The following is a 17,256-nucleotide window of genomic DNA, read 5'->3' on the forward strand; positions in this document are numbered from 1 at the left end:
AAGGATTTTTTATCTCGCTTTTCAGAATAACGTTTTGGCCAACACGACTAGCGATGGCAATCTTTTTTGACCATCGTTAGTCGTTCCGTATCATGTTAGACGTGGATGCGCTCATCCATGTCCATATCCGTCAAGTTCAGCGTTAAAAATCGCTCTATCCATACATAGTGTTTGTGCCATGGGATGAAGAAAAGAATATTTCTCATTTTAGGCATGGGACTGACTCAAAAGGAAATTCATTTGATATCAGAACGAAAAAATCCTCCCGATTTTCGTCGGGAGGGTGCGAAATGTGAGGTGAAAAATAAAGCTTCTGAAGCATATTATGCCTCAGAAGCTTGTTCGACGGCTGTTGCAAATCGCCGGCGATGTTGCATCGTAAAATACGCCATCGTTCCAACCATCATGGCGACGATAAACAGCAGCAACTTACCGATGTTTTCCCACATAAATGAGAAATCGCCGCTTGAGATGACCGCTTTGAATCCGAAAACAGAATAGGTCATTGGGAGCCATGCGTTAAAATGCTGCAACGAACGCGGAATGAGCTCGAGCGGGAACGTTCCGGCGCTTGTTGTTAATTGCAAAATTAATACGACAATCCCAATAAACCGTCCCGGATCCCCGAAGGTTGTGACGAGAAATTGAATGACAGATAAAAAGGCAATGCTTGTGACGACGCTAAACAAGATAAAGAACGGAACGCTTTTCACTTGTAAGTCAAGTCCGTAAAGCAATACGCTATCGGCCAGAAGCGCTTGAAAAATCCCAACCCCAATGAGCACACCAAATTTTGCAAAAAACCAATGAAATGGCGAACGTGGAACCGCTGCTGGTTCGCGAAGCGGGAAGACAATCGAGAGTAAAAGCGCCCCAACAAACAAGCCTAACGACAAGAAATATGGTGTAAATCCTGTTCCGTAGTTTGGCACTTCATTCACTTTTTCATTTTTTACTTTCACCGGTTCTGCAAACATGTCGTATACGTCTTTATTTGCTTTTACGTCGCTTGCTTTTTTGGCCCCTTCTTTTAACTGATCCGCTAGTTCTTCTGAGCCGTCTGTCAGTCGATTCATCCCATTTTGCAAATGCCTTGTCCCACTCGTTAATTCATTCATTCCGCTTGCTAGTTGCTGCGAACCATCCGCCAATTGATGGGCGCCGTCTTGCAGCCGATCAGCTCCTTGAGCAAGCACTTGCAGACCAGAGGTCAGTGTTTGGCCGCCATTCGCGAGTTTGTCAGCTCCTTGTTCCGCTTCTTTCATTTTTTCGTGCAACGTGTTCATGCCTGCGACAAGCTTTTCTTGGCCGTTCAAGAGTGCATTGGCGCCATTGACAAGCTGCTGTTGTCCAGAAAGCAGTTCGTCGACCCCGCGGTCGAGAGCAATATGCCCTTCATGCAGCTGTTTCGCCCCGCTGTTTAACGACGCTGCTCCTGATTGTAATGCTTTGGCTCCATCGTTTAACTGCGCAATGCCGTTTTCGACTTGTTTGCTTCCGAATGATAATTTCTCAACATTTTCCTTTAGCCGCTCATACACCGCCTTTTGTGTCGGATCGGGGGTTTGAGCAATGAGTGCATCAAGCTGCGCCGCTAACTGTTCAAGCCCGCCTGTTACTTGGGTCGCCCCTGTTTGAACCCGAGCCGCCCCTTGTTGCCATTGCGCAAGCGATGATGCTAGCTTTTCGGCTCCCCCGCTTAATTGTTCCGAACCTTGCAAAAGCTGCGGCATGCGGGCATCGAGTGTTTGCATTCCTTCATATACGCGTTTTGCACCGGAAGCAAGATTTGCGGTTCCCTCTTGCGCCTGTTTTGCTCCGTCAAGCAGCTGCCCTTGCCCGTCGACCATGTGTTTCATCCCGTTGTCAAGCATTTGAACCCCTGCTTGAACTTGCGTGGAACCATTGACTGCTTGATTCAATCCGTCAGTAAAGGCCATGGATTTTTCGGCAAGTGTCGCTAAATGATGATGCAAATCTTTGGATCCATCCTCCGCTTTTTTCATTCCATCATACAGTTTGTTTGTTCCATTTTTTGCCTCGCCGAGACCATCATGTAATTGTTTGGCTCCATCGCTCGCTTTTGTTAACCCGTCTGCTAATGTTTGAATGTTTTCAAACATATTTTCTGCGTACGTTTCCGTTAACGTTTTGGCTACTTCTGTTTTGATTTTTTCAACCGCTGTTCCGCCAATTTGGGCTGATAAAAAGTTAAATCCTTCATTGGGCTTGTAAATAAGTTGAAGTTTTTTCGGGTGATCGTCTTGCAACGTCGTCGCATTTTGTGAAAAATCTTCAGGGATTTGAATGAGCATATAGTACTTTTGTTCTTTTAATCCTTTTTCCCCTTCATGTTCGTTTACAAAATGCCAGTTAAACTGTTTTTTTTCTTTTAACTTTTCAACAAGATCATCGCCGAGATGAAACGCTTTCCCCTCAAACGTTGTCCCCTTGTCTTTGTTTACCACGGCGACAGGAAGTTCGTCCAAATGATCGTATGGATCCCAAAACGCCCATAAAAACATGCCGCTGTATAGAAGCGGAATAAATAAGACAGCTATAATCGGAATCAGTGTTTTCCGATTGGATGCAACTGCTTTCCATTCCTGCATCCATAATTGAAATGCACGCACATGCGGAACCTCCTTTTTAATAATATTGACCGATTTGTCCATTTAGTCATTTTTTTGTAAAAAAGAGAAGGATGGTCATGGAGACAATCCTTTTTACCGATATCAGCCGAACCGTTGGGCAATCTTTTGTTGAAACAATGGTTCGCGTTCCTTCCCCCAATCAACGTTTAAAGTCATGTGCCATTTACTCTGATGAGTTGTTGCATCAATCATTTGTTTCTTTTTATCTAACAGGGGCGTTCATCTTTTTGACCAAATGGACGTTTCGGTCATTTCGTTTTATATCTTATCATAAACAATACCTGCATGCAATAAGCAGAAATGATTCATTCATGTTTGAAGTGCGATAAAATATAAAGCCCATCGTTCATCTATAAAATTTCCGATTTTCCGTTTTCATCTTCCATACAAGCTGAGTGTGAAACGTGGCGAGTAACCAGCTGAATGCAAAATCAATTTCATCATGTTCAAAAAGAAGGCGCGCCTTGCCGCCTATCAATGACAGCGCGCCGCAAGATCTAAAAGGCTGGTGATTTAGTACAAAATGCTGCTAGTTCCATCTATTTCCCAATTAGAAAAACCTTGCGAAATCATCCTTCTTTTTTGGCGAAATGCCGCTGATTTGCTCGTGACAGCCGTTTTTCACCGGCCTTCTAAGCAGGCAGACGGACAAGAAACTCCGACCCTTGCCCGAGTTGGCTTTGGACGTGGATCGTGCCGCCGTGAGCCTCGACGATCCACTTAGCAATCGACAGCCCAAGGCCGTGGCCGCCTTGTTGGCGCGAGCGCGTTTTGTCGACGCGGTAAAAGCGGTCGAAAATGCGGCCGATGTCTTCAGGCGGGATGCCGATGCCGGTGTCTTTGACAGAAAGGATGAACTGCTTCGGCTCGGTGCGGATCGATAGCGTCACGTCTCCGCCTTCCGGGGTGTATTTGATCGCGTTGTCAAGCAAAATGTACAGCAGCTGCGTCAATTTGTCCGGGTCGGCGGTGACAATCGCCTGTTCTGGGGCGTGAAAATGCATCGTGATCTGCTTTTTCGCCGCGAGTTCCGACACGAGCTGAAACGTGCGCTCGGCGTGCGGGCGAAAATCAAACGTCTGTTTCGAAAGCTCCAACGCGGCGTTCTTCGCATCGGCACGGGCGAGCGTCAACAAATCGTTCATCAGTTTCGTGATCCGCTTCAACTCTTCGCGCAGGCGGTCGAGCAGGCGGTGGGCGAAGTCGTTTTTCATCACATCCTCTTCCAACGCGAGCGCCTCCACGGACGAGAAGACGACGCTCAGCGGCGTCCGCAGTTCGTGCGAGGCGTCAGCGACGAACTGGCGCTGCCGCTCGTATGCTTCTTCAATCGGGATGAGCGCTCGCTTGGACATAAAGTAGCTGAGCGCCACCCCGACGGCGAGAAACAGAACGGCCAGGCCGATGAGCACAACGAGCAGCCAATGGAACACCCCGAAAAACGACGTGACGTCCATCCCGATATAAAGCATGCCGGCAAAATCCCCATGAATGATAAGCGGATAGGCAACAGCGAGCACCCGCCAGTCGCGGGCGGCGGCGCGGGCGAGGCCGGGCATATGCTCGGGCAGCGACACGGTCACATATACAGGGGTGCGCTCGCCTGTGTCCATGCGGGACAAGACGTTCAAAAAATACGGGCGCAGGCGCGGATGAATTTCATCCCCAGCAAGCAGATCGCCGTTTGGGCCGATCACGTAAAAGAAAAGTTGATCTTCACTAAGCAGGACGACGCTTTCGTCATGAAACAAGTCAAAATCGCTCTGCTTCAGTAAAAACTGCTCGATCGTATTCGCCTCTTGCTCGGCGAGGCGGGTGATGCGCCGCTCTTGATCGGACGTGGTGATCCAGTAAAACAGTGCAGCGGCGATTAGGATAAACAAGGCGAGAAACAAGGTGAAAATGCCGCTATAGAGCGCTGTCAGCCGCCAATGGGCGCGGCGGAATAAGTCGGCGCTTTCTAAGCGGCGCAGCCAGTCGCGCCATTCATTCCATCGATTTATCAATTTTATATCCCACCCCGCGCACCGTTTGAATGACATCGTCTTTCAACTTTTTGCGCAATAGTTTGATCGTTGCATCGATCGTTTTCATCGACACATCCGCATCCCACCCCCAGACGCGGTCCAAAATCGTCTCCCGCGGAACGACTTGGCCTTGGTTTTGCACGAGCAGGTCAAGGAGCTGAAATTCGCGCGGGGTGAGGAAAATTTCCTCATCGCCGCGGTGCAGCGTATGGCTTGTCCGGTTCAATGTGAAGCCGTGAAACGTCACTTTTTCCTCTTGGAGCGGGACGAACGTGCGCCGGGCGAGCGCTTTTAAGCGCGCGACGAGCTCATCGATTTCAAACGGCTTGACCAAATAGTCATCCGCCCCGGCTTCAAGCCCGGTGACGCGGTCTTGCACCGCGTCTTTCGCCGTCAGCATCAAAATCGCACCCGTATAGCCGTTTTGCCGCAGGCGGCTGCAAATGTCCACCCCATCGCCGTTTGGAAGCATCCAATCGAGCACGACGACGTCGTAAAACTCCGCCATCGCGTAATCGTATGCGTCTTCGCCCTCTTGAACCCAATCGATATGGTCGATTCCTTTCTTTTTTAATAAGTGCACAATCAACTCCCCTAAATGGAGATCATCTTCCGCAAGCAAAATTTTCATCGTCTTTCCTCCCGTTCCAGCTTCCTTATTTTTATCATACCAAACATCCGTGAAAAAACGGTGAAAAAGCTGTGCGCTTGGCTTCGCTCGCTAATGGAAGGGAAGGAATTTCACCATTTTTTCACTTTCCATGGTTATGATGATAGGCGAAGAGGAAAAGGAGGAGATGACAAATGGACATGATGCCATTTGAACCAACACCCACTCCGCAGCCGAAACGCCGCGGCCGCTTCGTATCGTGGCTTGCCGCTTCTGTCGCTGGAGCGGTGATCGGCAGCGCGGCGACATGGTATGTAGCGCCGAAATGGATTTACGGGGAAACCCATTCCCAAACGGAAGCGGCGGAAACGACCGCAAAAAGCGAGGCGCTGCCATTGCAGCCGACGGCGAACGTCAAAACGAATATGATTGACGCCATTAACAAAGTGGCCGATGCGGTCGTCGGGGTCGTCAACATTCAGAAGCAAGTGGACTTTTTCTCTGATCAAGCACAAGATACCGAAGCGGGAACGGGTTCGGGCGTCATCTTTAAAAAAGAAGGCAATGTGGCCTACATTGTGACGAACAACCATGTCATTGAAGGAGCGAACAAAGTGGAGGTGGCGCTCCCGAACGGCAAAAAAGTGAAAGCCGACATCGTCGGCGCGGATGCACTCACTGACCTCGCCGTCTTGAAAATCCCAGCCAATGGCGTAACGAAAGTGGCGAGCTTCGGCGACTCGTCGAAGGTAAAAATCGGCGAACCCGTGGCGGCCATCGGCAACCCGCTTGGTCTTGATTTGTCGCGGACGGTGACGGAAGGCATCGTCAGCGGCAAACGGACGATGCCGGTGTCCACCTCAGCGGGCGACTGGGAGATTGACGTCATCCAGACGGATGCGGCAATCAACCCGGGCAACAGCGGTGGGGCGCTCATTAACAGCGCGGGTCAAGTGATCGGCATCAACAGCATGAAAATCGCGGAAACGGGCGTCGAAGGGCTCGGCTTTGCCATCCCGAGCGAAAACGTCAAGCCGATCATCGAACAGCTCATGAAAGACGGCAAAATCAAACGCCCGTACCTTGGCGTCCAGCTCGTCGATGTGGCCGATTTGTCCGATGAAGTCCGCGCTGATGAACTGAAATTGCCGTCCAACGTGACATATGGTGCGGCCATCACGTCGGTCGAACCGTTCTCGCCGGCGGCCGATGCCGGGTTGAAGTCAAAAGACGTCATCGTCGCCATCAACGGCGACAAAATCGACAGCGTCAGCGCCTTGCGCAAATATTTGTATACGAAAACATCGGTGGGCAATCGCATCAAACTGACGATCTATCGCGATGGGTTTGAGACGACCGTATCGGTCACCTTAAAAGCGAGAGACAGCAGCCAATCGTAAGAAACAGCGCCTCTTTTCAGCCGAAGCGGCTGGAAAGAGGCGATTTTCATTTTCGTGTGGAGCGCTTGCTCATGATGCTGGAGTATAAAGCGAAAGGAGACGGCTGTACGTTGATCCGTGTCGTCAGCACTTTGTATCGAGTCTGCTCATATTGCGAGAGCTGGCATGACGACGCGCAGCCGCTGCATGTCCGAGAGTGGGTGCGCCCGCAATGCAGGGCGCACCATGACCCGGATCATAACGCCGCTCGGAATGATGTTGAAGGAAGGGCTTCGTTTGCTGTCGTCACAAGGCAGCCGAACCGTGGGACGCACGGGGGCGGCTTGGCTGGCAGCCTGCCGTGGGGCGGGTATTTCCAAGAATTCCCCAACTCTAAGCGTGAGCGCAGATGGGAGAGTGTTCGTCCCCTCTAATTTTTGTGAATATATGACTATTTTTCCATTAGTAGTGAACTACCCCCCACTTAATTTTCTAGCGAAAATTTGAAGTGGGGGCTTCCAAAGAAGTTTGACTGCTTCAAGCAATCCTTATTCTTTGAGGCGTGTCCACTTCGCCGCTAGAGCATAAGACACTCAGGTCTACAGCTTTACTTTTCTTTAAGATGTTTAATGCGCCATTGACATCAGCATTAATTAGTTTGCCAGACTTTGTTCGATACAAGCCGCGCTTAATACGTTTGCCGCTGAACTTATATTCTTTTGGATTGTCGGCATTATATTCAGGAATCTCATCGCCGTCAAAAAAGCTGGCTTGAGACGTATATGATTCTTCCTGTTTCAAGAATTCAATGCCGTAAAATTCACAAAGATATTCTAGTTTTTCTTTTATGTTACCGAGAGGAATATTGACAAAGTTTTGATTTGTCTTTTTTCCTAGATTAATATTGCGTTGCCATGTTTCCGCATAGCCAATGACAAGTTTGCCAATTTGATTTTCAATACAGTAGTTAATGACGTAACGGCAAGTCTTGTTGATATAATCATTCACTTTATTATTGCGATTCATAGCAAGCAAAGCCTGTTTACGAGTGGTGCCTTTGATTTTTTGCTTATCTTTCATGCTTTGAAGTCTGGCATTTTCTTTGTTAAACCATTGATTTATACTTTTTAATCTCCGCCCATCAATGATGAATGATCTGCCGTCTGATGTGACACAAGTGGCAAAATTGTTTAATCCTAAATCAATTGCCAGTGCTTTTTGGTCATTTAATTCTCTTTGATCTTCAGGCATTTCATATTTGTACTGAATCTCAAAGAACCTGGCATGATGCTTAGGAATGATTTCAATCTGCTTAATCTTTTTGTCCAGTAACACAGGCGGAATCGTTATCGTGATAGGCTTGCGAGTCTTTTTAAATAGGCGAGAATACGGTATCGTGAATTTGTTGCCGTCTATACGAATCTGGCCAATGATCAGTGAATGAAAGCCATTTTTTTTAAGATATTTTGGAATACTGATAGCCTTGTGGTCATATTTTCCTTGTTTGGCAAGACTGATCAAACCAAAGAAAGATTTAAAGGCTTCATTGACCTTTTTTAAAATTTGCTGTGCCATGTTGCTGTTTAACAGCTTATAGTTTTCGTTAGTTTTTGCAAGATGATAGTTTTTCTCATAATTAAGAAATTCCTTGTGTTCAAAATAGTATTGTCTGACATTGTACAATCCGACGTTGTACATGTTCTTGGCAATATGGCACAGTTCTCGAAGAGTCAAGTATTCTTCTTTGGTCAAACCATTTAGCTGTTGTTTGATACAAAAATACATTTTTTCACCTCCCATCTAACTATATTATACTATATTTTACTGAATCTATCCTATTTTCAGCAAAATATAGTTAAGGCGATTCATCTCCCACTTACTCCGCTTCGCTTCGTTGAAGTGGGAGTCTTCTCGCCTAATTAAGATAAATACTCTTTTTTTTGCATTTCCAATAGAATTTTAATTGTAAATATATTGATTTAACGTAGTTATTTGTATTTTATGAAAAAATCTGCCTTGCTCTCTCCACTTGTCGCTTTGAGCCTCATTTACACATCGGGTGTTTCGTTGACGTATGCTGATTCGGGGGAGAAAGCAGATAAGGTAAAACTCCAGATGGAACAAGAAATGGACAAGAAACAGCTAGAAGAGCGTCAGGAAATCAGAAATTTAATCAATGAACCTGTTGATCAGGGGGAAAATCTCTCCATAAAGAAGGAAACGTGCTCCATTTCATAGAACATTACAACCATCAAGGCTGGAAGGGGATTCAATATGGGCCCAAGTGCACCGCTATGGATGTCAATGTTGTACTACCTCATGTGCACCGCGACGTTGCTCGCCGGTGTGGTGATGCTGGTGAAAGGAACGGTTCGCCGCTTGTATTCGCTCGCTGCGGTGCTTGCGGTGCCGCTCTTTTTTCTGAACAATTTTCACACGATCGCCAGGGTCGGTGTCGATCCGTTCGACTATTGGCAGCAATCCCTTATCGAAGGGCAATGGTGGGCGTGGCTGTCGCTTGCGTTGTTCCTTTACATCGTATGGTACTGGGGATTGCTTGTCCAGCGCATAGGAGGTAAAAAGGAAGGGCAGGCTTGGTGGAAGCGGCAGAGATGGATATGGGTTGTGCTGGCGGCAGCCGCGCCTGTCATCGTATATTGGGTGCAGAACATTGACAATTCCGTTGTCTCCTCGGTGCGGACGTACGAACCGTCCAACGCTCATTTGCCGCACGGTCCGTCAGCGCGTATTTTCTTTTTGTATTCTCACCCGTTGGAGCGGGAGTCATATATCGTGGAGGCGGACGAACATCATGTGCGCAAAGTGGTGACGCTGAAAGCAGTTGGAATCTCTCACCTTTCGCCCGCTTCTTCAACAAAGGAACTGTTGTTGTGGTCCGATTATACAGGAAAGTATGTGTATCGACTAAATCCAGACACATGGACGGTTGTCGATCAAAAGCGGTCTCCAGCCCTCTTTCCTTTGCCTCATTGGAGGGAGAGTGGGATATTCGTTCGCTGAACCAAGATGTAAAAACCAATAAACTAGAAGTAAGAAAAGAGGGAAAATTGTTATTTTCTAAACGATTCCCTCCCTACGTTCTTCAAGTTTTGCACGTAGCGCCGTATTTCTATGTGTTCGCCGATGTGATTGAAAAGGAACAAGGCGTATTGTATGTGATCGATCAACGCGGTGAGGTCGTGAAAGAAATTCCGTTGCTCACTTCCTCCGCCCGATCGATGGCGGCTTTCCGCAACTACCTTGTCATCGCCACGAAACCTCGTCTCACAATCATTGATCCGCATTCATGGCGAGTGACATATTGGGACATGGGGCAAGAGGAAACACGATTCGATCAGCTCCAAGTGAAAGGAGACGCGCTGTGGGTGAGCTATGTCCAGAGGGAAAAGTCGGGGTGGATTGCTTTGAACGATCAGTTCAAGCTGATCGAAAAGCATGAACTGCCTTCTGTGTACTGGGAAGCACGGTTTCACGGCGATTATGTGTATATATTGTTCGAGCCGCAGGAGGGGAACAAGGCGGACAATGCAGGAGAAATGAACACCTTCCAGCTGCGTACGGCCCAACTTGCCGCCAAGTTTACTGTGCCGAAACAAAAGCACAACTTGCAGACATTTTACGTGATGGATGAAATACAATGATAGTGCAGGAGATGACGGCAAGGGGGGAGAGGGACATACAATTCCGAGACTATGAAGAATTTTGGCCGTTCTATTTGACCCAGCATCGCAAACGAGCGACGCGGCGCTGGCATTTTGTCGGAACGAGCTTTGTCTTTTTGTTCATCATCATCGCGGCTGTAACGGGAAACGCATGGTGGCTGCTTGGCGCGCCGATTGCCGCCTACACGCTCGCTTGGTTCAGCCACTTTTTCATCGAAGGAAACAAACCCGCCACCTTCGGCCATCCGCTTTGGTCGCTTCGAGCTGATTTTCACATGTACGGGCTGATGCTTGCGGGACGCTTGGGGCGTGAGCTTGAGCGGATTGGGCTTTCAGAGGATCGGGATGTCAGCCAAAATGGATAAGAATCACGTTGAGAGGCCTTTCTCCCGACTGATTTCTTCTATCAGTGATTGTCGTCGATCCTCAAGGCTTTTGAGGGATCGAAGGACGACGACAATCCGGGATGAAATATCAGGGAGAAAGGCCCTTGTCCCCGCATTACTTCTTCATTTGTTCAATCTTTTCAAGCGGCAGCCCGGTCAGTTCATGAATCGTGTCGGCATCATATCCTTTTGCCAACATTCGTTTCGCAACATCCATCTTTGCTTTTTCCATTCCTTTCTCCATGCCTTTCTCCATGCCTTTCTGCTCGTATGAAACGATGAGTTCCATGACTTTGGCAGCCTCCTTCTCCTCCATTGTATTCACCTCATTTCGCAGTCGGATTTCTTCTTCATCCGATAACCGCAAATATGTTTCGAAAAAGCCGAACAACAGACGCTGTTTCGCCTCATCGAGCTCGAGGCGGGTGAGCATGCGCAAAAATTCCTTTTTCACTTCCACCTTCTCATCTTCATTATACCCCATTTTGCTTAACAGGGCGGCGGCGACCGGGTTGTTATGGCGGATGTACTCGCGCCACGGGAGTTTGCGCAATTCGATGGCCAAAAAACGGAAATCGAGAACAGCCCAAAACGGAAACTCCACAGTGAAAGAGGAAGGTTCATTACGGATGGCGTCATAGCTGAAGATAGCGATCGGAAGAATACGGCGGCGGTGTTTTTGAAATAAACGGCTGAAATAAATGAACATTCGCTCCGAAAAAGCGGGTTGGATGTAGCTTTGGTGTTCGATGTGGACAATGATCAGTCCATCTTCCCCTTTTAGCTTTGTCTCGATCAATAGATCGACTCGATGTTTTTCCCCTGCAGTAACATCAGTCAACACTTCTTCTGATAAAAAGGAAAGATGGTTAAAGTCAACATGCTCGTATACGCGCGGGAAGAAGAGGAGAACGAATTCTTCAAAAAACGTGCTTAACAACTCTTTAAACAGGCGATCATGGTCAATGCGCGTTTCTGACATGGTCTCCCTCCCTATTTATTTTTGAACTCCCATTTGTTTTATTCGATCCATGCAAGGCAAAATCCTGCCTGATCACAGCTTTTTCACAGAAGTTTTTTGTTCGAAGACAGGAAATAAGAGAAATGCTGTCGAATTTTGATGTTGATGGAAAAATGATGAAACCAACTGATGCTTCGGCCGTATGAATCATTGACGGGAAAGGAGGGGAGGGGGGATGTGGTTCGGTCATCCGCCTGAAGTCGTATACGGAGCGGTGTTGGTGGTCAGTGCGCTGCTGACGGTGTTGTATTTTTTCTTCAGCGACGTGCTTGACGGCCTGTTCGATGTAGCCGATCATCCGCTGTTCAGCCCGCAGCTCATTTTATCATTTTTCATCGTCGGCAGCGCGGTCGGGCTGTTGGCGGAAATGTATACGGATTGGGCATCAGGTTCTATCATTTGGCTTAGCATTGGGGTGGCGATTGTTGCCGTGTTGCTTTTGCACTTTTTCGTTTTTTTGCCGCTCCGCTCGGCCGAGGCGTCGCTTGGGTATACGGACGCCGATTTGGAGGGGGCGCTTGCTAAAGTGATCGTCTCGGTGCCGCCTGACGGGTTGGGCGAAATTCTCATCTCCCGTAAAAGCGGCGCGGTGGCCAAAGCGGCGAAAAGCGCAAATAATGAGGCCATTCCGTCAGGGGAAGAGGTCATCATCGTACAAATGGAAAACGGCGTCGCTGTGGTGGCGAGGCACGATCCGTATCACCTTTCCATCTAAAACAAAGAAAGGGGACCTGTCAATGGTTGCGCCATGGTTGATTGTCATTGGTGTCGTCGTCCTGCTTCTTGTCGGACTCATTGCCATTTTCATCGCCCGCTACCGCACGGTCGGGCCGGATGAGGCGCTTATTGTCACTGGCAGCTATTTAGGAAGCAAAAACGTCCACGTGGACGAATCGGGAAACAAAATTAAAATTGTCCGCGGCGGCGGCACGTTCGTCGTGCCGATTTTCCAGCAGGCCGAGCCGCTTAGTTTATTGTCGATCAAATTGGATGTACAAACGCCGGAAGTGTATACGGAACAAGGCGTGCCCGTGATGGCGGACGGGGTGGCGATCATCAAAGTCGGCAGCTCGATTGGCGAAATCGCGACCGCGGCCGAGCAGTTTTTAGGCAAAACGCGTCAAGACATGGAAAACGAAGCGCGTGAAGTGCTTGAAGGCCATCTTCGCTCCATTCTCGGGTCGATGACGGTTGAAGAAATTTATAAAAACCGCGACAAGTTTTCGCAAGAAGTGCAGCGTGTCGCCTCGCAAGATTTGGCAAAAATGGGGCTTGTCATCGTCTCGTTCACGATCAAAGACGTGCGCGACAAAAACGGTTACCTCGATGCGCTCGGGAAGCCGCGCATCGCCCAAGTGAAGCGCGATGCTGACATCGCCACGGCCGAGGCGGAAAAAGAGACGCGCATCAAGCGGGCTGAAGCAGACAAGGAAGCGCGCAAGGCGGAGCTCGAGCGGCTGACGGAAATCGCGGAGGCGGAGAAAATCAACCAGTTGAAGCTCGCTGAGTTCCGCCGCGAGCAAGACATCGCCAAAGCGCGCGCCGATCAGGCGTACCACCTCGAAGAAGCGAAGGCGAAGCAGGAAGTCATGGCGCAACAAATGCAAATTAAAATCATCGAGCGGCAAAAACAAATCGAGCTGGAAGAAAAAGAAATTTTGCGCCGCGAGCGCCAGTACGATTCGGAAGTGAAGAAAAAAGCCGACGCTGAACGCTATGCGATTGAACAAAAAGCGGCGGCGGAAAAGGCGAAGCAAATCGCCGAAGCCGATGCGCAAAAATACCGCGTCGAAACGCTGGCGAAAGCGGAAGCGGAGCGCATCCGTCTCGACGGGCTGGCGAAAGCCGAGGCCGAGAAAGCAAAAGGGGAGGCAGAAGCGGAAATTATCCGCCTGAAAGGTCTCGCCGAAGCGGAAGCGAAACAAAAAATCGCCGAAGCGTTTGAGCGCTACGGCCAAGCAGCTGTGCTCGACATGATCATCAAGATGCTTCCGGAATATGCAAAACAAGTGGCGAGCCCGCTTGCGAACATCGAGAAGCTGACGATCGTCGACACTGGCTCAGGGGCAGGAGGCGGCGCCAACCGTGTCACAGGCTATGCGACGAACTTAATGGCGAGCTTGCAGGAGACGTTAAAAGCTTCGACGGGCATCGATGTGAAGCAGCTGCTTGAGAATCTCACGACAAGCGGTGCATCATCGGCCGTCACGGCCAAGCCAACCGTTGCCGAAGAGGCGAATGCGAGCCAGTCATGAACATGGTGTGCGGCGCCCTTGATCGAACGAAGGGCGCTTTTTTCGTGGTCATACTTGCGACATTCTTCGGAGTTGCGTATTAAGCATTGTTTCGCTATGATGGGAACGAGTGGAATGGAAAAAAGGAAGTAGGTTGAGGATGATGAAACGAGCTCGAATCATTTATAACCCGACATCAGGGCGCGAGCTGTTTAGGCGCCATTTGCCCGATGTGCTCGTTCGGTTGGAAAAAGCGGGCTATGAAACGTCGTGCCACGCCACCGAGGGTCCGGGAGATGCGACGAAAGCGGCGCGTCAGGCCGTCGAGCGGGAATTTGATCTCGTTGTCGCCGCGGGCGGCGATGGAACGATCAATGAAGTTGTCAACGGCATCGCCGATCAGCCGTATCGGCCGAAACTGGGCGTCATTCCTGTCGGGACGACGAACGATTTCGCCCGCGCCATCGGCGTGCCGCGCTCGATCGAAGGGGCGTGCGAGGTGATCGCCACGGGCGAGCCCGTACCCATTGACATCGGCTGTGTGACGAACGAAGACAAAACACGCTATTTCATCAACATCGCCGGCGGCGGCCGCCTGACGGAGCTCACCTACGAAGTGCCAAGCAAGCTGAAAACGATGCTCGGCCAGCTGGCCTATTACTTAAAAGGGATCGAGATGCTTCCGTCCATCAAGGCGACCGAAGCGCAAATCGAGTACGACGGCAAACTGTTTGAAGGCGAGATTATGATGTTTTTGGTTTCGCTCACGAACTCGGTCGGCGGTTTTGAAAAACTGGCGCCCGATTCGTCGCTCAATGACGGTCTGTTCGATTTCATCATCGTCAAAAAAACGAACTTGGCCGAATTCATTCGCCTTGTCACGCTCGCCGCGCGCGGCGAGCATATCAACGACCCGCATATCATTTACACGAAAGCGAACCGGGTGAAGGTGCGGTCGCCGATGCAGCTAAACTTAGACGGCGAATTCGGGGGCATGCTTCCAGGGGAATTTGTCAATTTGTACCGCCATTTGGAAGTCATCATGCCGAAAGACAAGGCGGAACAAGTGAGAACAGGAAGATGAGCCTGTTCTTTTCTTATGCCTCTAAGCCAATAAGGGAACGCTAACGGTATAAACCGATCGACAGAAAGGAGACGGACATGACCAAGCAGCAAGCACCAGTCGCCAAAAATGAATATTATGACGTCGTATTCACGGATTTGACCCACGACGGTCTCGGAGTGGCGAAAGTCGACGGCTTTCCCTTGTTCGTGAAAAACGCGCTTCCCGGGGAGCGGGCGAACGTAAAAGTCGTCAAAGTGAAAAAAGGCTACGGGTACGGCCGGCTTATCGAGCTGTACGAACCGAGCCCCGACCGCATCGAGCCCCCGTGCCCTGTCTATCGTCAATGCGGCGGCTGCCAGCTGCAGCACCTGAGCTACGAAGGGCAGCTGAAGGCGAAAGAGAAGCAAGTGAAAGAAGTGCTCGCCCGCATCGGCAAGCTTGACGGCGTCACCGTCCATCCCGTCATCGGGATGAAGAACCCATGGCGCTACCGCAACAAGGCGCAAGTGCCGGTCGGCGAGCGCGAAGGGGGCTTGGTCGCGGGCTTTTACAAAGAACGGAGCCATGAGATTATCGATATGGATGCCTGTCTCATTCAACAAGAGAAAAACGATGACGTCGTCCAAGCGGTGAAACGGATCGTCGAGCGCTACGGCATCCCGTCATACGATGAACTCGCCCATCGCGGCGTGCTCCGCCATATTGTCGCCCGCTACGGCGCGGCAACAGGCGAGGTGATGGTCGTGCTTGTCACTCGCACGAACCATTTGCCGCATGAACAAGAGATCGTTCGCTCCATCGTCCGTGAAATCCCGGACGTGACATCGATCGTGCAAAACATCAACCCCGAGCGGACGAACGTCATTTTTGGCGCCAAAACGCGGGTGTTATGGGGGAGCGAATACATCACCGATCGCATCGGCGACATCCAATTCGCCATCTCGGCCCGCTCGTTTTATCAAGTTAACCCGGAACAGACGAAAGTGCTGTACGACAAAGCGCTCGAGTACGCTGAGTTGACCGGATCGGAGACGGTCATGGACGCCTACTGCGGCATCGGCACGATCTCGCTCTTTTTAGCGAGAAAAGCGAAGCATGTCTACGGCGTCGAAATCGTTCCCGAAGCGATCGAAGACGCCAAGCGCAACGCCGAGCTGAACGGCATCACAAATGTCACCTTCGAAGTCGGCGCCGCCGAAGACGTCATCCCGCGTTGGTATCAAGAAGGCATCCGCGCTGACTGCTTGGTCGTCGACCCGCCGCGCAAAGGCTGCGACGCCTCGCTGCTTGAGACGATCATCGCCATGAAGCCGCCGCGCGTCGTTTACGTCTCGTGCAATCCGGCGACACTCGCCCGCGACTTGCGCATTCTAGAAGACGGCGGTTACGAAACGATCGAAGTCCAGCCGGTCGATATGTTTCCGCATACGGCGCATGTGGAGTGTGTGGCGAAGATTCAGTTGAGATAAGGCAACGGGCCGGTTGATCCGGCCCTGTTGTTTGTAATTTACGATCCAATTTCCGTTCTTTACTGTTCTTGACTTCCGCTTTCTAACGGTGGAATTGCGCAAACTGCCGTGGCAGGAGTACATCCGCCATGACAATCCGGTTGCCGCCTTAGTAAGTAAAGTCCTATAAGACGAGTTATGTTAACTTAAAAATCAAAAGGTTCATATCCCATGTGTCAGCGCCTATCCCTTATATTCATTGATGTGTTTTTGAATGTGAAAAGACACGATGTCAATCATTGAGTCTTTCGATCAAAAAAGAGGTAAATAGGCTATGATGATATTGTGAATATTGAAATGATATGTATTGCGATCATGATAAGACGTGATTCCTCTTCATTGATTTATTCTCTTCTTTGCGTCATTGAGATATATGTTTGTTTACTGTCTTCCCTTTTCCAGATATAATAATGATAAGAACTTGTAGAGTTTGTCCAAAATCCATCATTCTAAATTGTTTTCCCTATGGATATACTGGTACCACCTACATTCTTGATTAGGTGGTGGGAAAATGAAGAAAAAGGAGCGTGAAGACATGACTCCAGCAACAGAAATCAAAAAACCAAGTCTTCAATCATTGATTGAAAGCGGCAAAGTAAAAGTATTTAAAACAGATGATGAAGGCCGGGTTCTTTTGAATCCTGATGATCCAGATGATTTGGAATGGTTTGAAGATTGATGAGGGATC

15 protein-coding genes and 1 pseudogene are annotated in these 17,256 nt (G+C 49.5%); 11 read left to right on the forward strand and 5 right to left on the reverse strand.

What is annotated here, in order from left to right; all coding sequences use genetic code 11:
• Positions 1-323: 323 nt before the first annotated feature.
• The 3 genes from GT3570_RS01675 to GT3570_RS01685 all read right to left on the reverse strand — a co-directional run bounded on the left by GT3570_RS01675 (position 324) and on the right by GT3570_RS01685 (position 5,312).
• Complete coding sequence (locus tag GT3570_RS01675; protein WP_062898342.1) at positions 324-2,633, reverse strand: YhgE/Pip domain-containing protein; 2,310 nt, start codon at positions 2,631-2,633, stop codon at positions 324-326.
• A gap of 653 nt (positions 2,634-3,286) precedes the next feature.
• Positions 3,287-4,660: a sensor histidine kinase gene (locus GT3570_RS01680; protein ID WP_023633341.1), complete on the reverse strand. Its 1,374-nt coding sequence runs from the start codon at positions 4,658-4,660 to the stop codon at positions 3,287-3,289.
• Positions 4,641-5,312: a response regulator transcription factor gene (locus tag GT3570_RS01685; RefSeq protein ID WP_062898343.1), complete on the reverse strand. Its 672-nt coding sequence runs from the start codon at positions 5,310-5,312 to the stop codon at positions 4,641-4,643. The genes GT3570_RS01680 and GT3570_RS01685 overlap by 20 nt, the downstream gene beginning before the upstream one ends.
• A 173-nt stretch (positions 5,313-5,485) precedes the next feature.
• Between GT3570_RS01685 and GT3570_RS01690 the strand changes: the two genes are divergently transcribed.
• A complete protein-coding gene (locus tag GT3570_RS01690) occupies positions 5,486-6,691 on the forward strand; it encodes a S1C family serine protease (RefSeq protein ID WP_062898344.1) in 1,206 nt (401 codons plus the stop codon).
• A 71-nt stretch (positions 6,692-6,762) separates the two neighbouring features.
• On the forward strand, positions 6,763-7,104 hold the full coding sequence (locus GT3570_RS01695) for a zinc ribbon domain-containing protein (RefSeq protein WP_031212124.1): 342 nt from the start codon (positions 6,763-6,765) through the stop codon (positions 7,102-7,104).
• 103 nt (positions 7,105-7,207) lie between these two features.
• Here the strand turns inward: GT3570_RS01695 and GT3570_RS01700 are convergent, their stop codons facing one another.
• Complete coding sequence (locus tag GT3570_RS01700) at positions 7,208-8,455, reverse strand: RNA-guided endonuclease InsQ/TnpB family protein (protein ID WP_062898345.1); 1,248 nt, start codon at positions 8,453-8,455, stop codon at positions 7,208-7,210.
• Between the two features lie 489 nt (positions 8,456-8,944).
• Here GT3570_RS01700 and GT3570_RS18925 point away from each other — a divergent pair, with 489 nt between their 5' ends.
• The 3 genes from GT3570_RS18925 (at position 8,945) to GT3570_RS01715 (ending at position 10,718) form a co-directional block, all read left to right on the forward strand.
• On the forward strand, positions 8,945-9,691 hold the full coding sequence (locus tag GT3570_RS18925) for a hypothetical protein (RefSeq protein WP_236620403.1): 747 nt from the start codon (positions 8,945-8,947) through the stop codon (positions 9,689-9,691).
• A gap of 125 nt (positions 9,692-9,816) precedes the next feature.
• Positions 9,817-10,332 carry a hypothetical protein gene (locus tag GT3570_RS18930; RefSeq protein ID WP_318258069.1) on the forward strand — a complete coding sequence of 172 codons (516 nt, stop codon included), beginning with the start codon at positions 9,817-9,819 and terminating at the stop codon, positions 10,330-10,332.
• Positions 10,329-10,718, forward strand: a complete 390-nt coding sequence (locus tag GT3570_RS01715; protein WP_011229842.1) for an Mpo1-like protein — start codon at positions 10,329-10,331, stop codon at positions 10,716-10,718. Before GT3570_RS18930 ends, GT3570_RS01715 begins: the two co-directional genes overlap by 4 nt.
• A gap of 136 nt (positions 10,719-10,854) precedes the next feature.
• Here the strand turns inward: GT3570_RS01715 and GT3570_RS01720 are convergent, their stop codons facing one another.
• The gene (locus tag GT3570_RS01720; RefSeq protein WP_062898347.1) at positions 10,855-11,721 is read right to left on the reverse strand and encodes an Rpn family recombination-promoting nuclease/putative transposase; all 867 of its coding nucleotides are present in this window, start codon (positions 11,719-11,721) and stop codon (positions 10,855-10,857) included.
• Between the two features lie 214 nt (positions 11,722-11,935).
• Between GT3570_RS01720 and GT3570_RS01725 the strand changes: the two genes are divergently transcribed.
• The 6 genes and pseudogenes from GT3570_RS01725 (at position 11,936) to GT3570_RS18635 (ending at position 17,247) form a co-directional block, all read left to right on the forward strand.
• Positions 11,936-12,475, forward strand: coding sequence for an NfeD family membrane protein (locus GT3570_RS01725; RefSeq protein ID WP_033024619.1), 540 nt, complete (start codon positions 11,936-11,938; stop codon positions 12,473-12,475).
• 22 nt (positions 12,476-12,497) lie between these two features.
• The gene (locus tag GT3570_RS01730; protein WP_011229845.1) at positions 12,498-14,015 is read left to right on the forward strand and encodes a flotillin lipid rafts scaffold protein FloT; all 1,518 of its coding nucleotides are present in this window, start codon (positions 12,498-12,500) and stop codon (positions 14,013-14,015) included.
• A 142-nt stretch (positions 14,016-14,157) separates the two neighbouring features.
• Positions 14,158-15,078: a diacylglycerol kinase gene (locus GT3570_RS01735; RefSeq protein WP_011229846.1), complete on the forward strand. Its 921-nt coding sequence runs from the start codon at positions 14,158-14,160 to the stop codon at positions 15,076-15,078.
• Positions 15,079-15,155: 77 nt separating this feature from the next.
• Positions 15,156-16,529, forward strand: a complete 1,374-nt coding sequence (rlmD, locus tag GT3570_RS01740; protein ID WP_062898348.1) for a 23S rRNA (uracil(1939)-C(5))-methyltransferase RlmD — start codon at positions 15,156-15,158, stop codon at positions 16,527-16,529.
• Between the two features lie 37 nt (positions 16,530-16,566).
• Positions 16,567-16,692: pseudogene (locus GT3570_RS18935) on the forward strand (DUF4351 domain-containing protein); the annotation flags it as partial.
• 387 nt (positions 16,693-17,079) lie between these two features.
• Positions 17,080-17,247, forward strand: a complete 168-nt coding sequence (locus GT3570_RS18635) for a hypothetical protein (RefSeq protein ID WP_023633335.1) — start codon at positions 17,080-17,082, stop codon at positions 17,245-17,247.
• Positions 17,248-17,256: the final 9 nt, after the last annotated feature.

The organism is Geobacillus thermoleovorans (assembly GCF_001610955.1).
GTDB lineage: Bacteria > Bacillota > Bacilli > Bacillales > Anoxybacillaceae > Geobacillus > Geobacillus thermoleovorans.